Origin of the sequence: Subtercola lobariae, from assembly GCF_014640255.1 — a bacterium.
Classification (GTDB): Bacteria; Actinomycetota; Actinomycetes; order Actinomycetales; family Microbacteriaceae; genus Subtercola; species Subtercola lobariae.
In genome coordinates this window covers 1-1,233 of sequence record NZ_BMGP01000019.1, presented here as the reverse complement: position 1 = coordinate 1,233, position 1,233 = coordinate 1, and the positions used below count along the sequence as shown (strand labels likewise).

The 1,233-nt window shown below is 65.2% G+C and carries 1 protein-coding gene; it reads left to right on the top strand.

The window, feature by feature from the left end:
• On the top strand, positions 1-1,233 hold a 1,233-nt coding region (locus tag IEX24_RS19350), incomplete at both ends, for a Re/Si-specific NAD(P)(+) transhydrogenase subunit alpha (protein WP_188681425.1).

Below are 1,233 nucleotides of genomic sequence, written 5' to 3'. Positions count from 1 at the left end.
GCGTATCGGAGTTGTTGCTGAGACGGCTGAGGGTGAGACGCGGGTCGCTGCGACCCCCTCTACCGTCGCCCAGCTGATCAAGCTGGGATATGACGTGAGTGTGCAGGCGGGTGCAGGCGGGGCTTCTGCCTTTCCTGATGACGGGTATGCAGCGGCTGGCGCCGTCGTCGTCGACCGTAAAGACGCCTGGAGTGCTGATGTGGTGCTGACCGTGAACGCGCCGTCGGATGCTGAGCTCGCCTTGCTCGCTGATGGCGCGACTCTGGTGTCGTGGCTTTCACCTGGTCTGAACCCCGCAGTCGTCGACAAACTGGTGGCATTGCCGATTACGGCGTTGGCGGTGGATGCTGTGCCGCGCATTTCGCGGGCGCAGTCGATGGATGTGCTGTCGTCGACCGCGAACATTGCCGGGTATCGCGCGGTGGTGGAGGCGGCGAACAGTTTTGGCCGGTTCTTCACGGGCCAGGTGACGGCTGCGGGCAAGGTGCCGCCGGCGAAGGTGCTGGTCGCTGGTGCTGGGGTGGCCGGGCTGGCAGCTATTGGCGCGGCGTCGTCGATGGGGGCCATCGTGCGCGCGACGGATCCTCGCCCCGAGGTAGCGGAGCAGGTGAAGTCGATCGGCGGCACGTATCTTGCGGTGGTGGTTGCCGAGCAGTCGGAGGTGTCGAGTGACGGATACGCGAAGGCCACGTCGGATGCATACAACCAGCGTGCTGCCGAGCTCTATTCGGAGCAGGCGGCTGATGTCGACATCATCATCACGACCGCGAACATTCCGGGGCGAAAGGCGCCGGTGCTTCTGACCTCTGCCGATGTTGCGAGCATGAAGTCGGGCAGTGTGATCGTTGATCTCGCGGCGGCGAACGGCGGCAATGTCGAGGGCACCGTGCCGGGGGAGGCGATCGTCACCGCGAACGGTGTGACGATCATCGGGTACACCGATCTCGCTCGCCGGCTACCGGCTCAAGCGTCGCAGCTCTACGGCCAGAATCTGGTGAATCTGCTGAAGCTGCTGACGCCGGGCAAGGATGGTCGGCTGCTGCTCGATCACACCGATGTTGTGCAGCGGGCGATTACCGTGACGCAGAACGGTGAGAAGCTCTGGCCGCCGCCGGCTGTGCAGGTTTCGGCCGCTCCGGCTGCGGCACCGGCATCCGCTACCCCGGTCGCGCCCGCGAAGACGGTTATGTCGCGTACGACGAAGGCCGTGTTGACGGTGGTCGGTATCGCGGT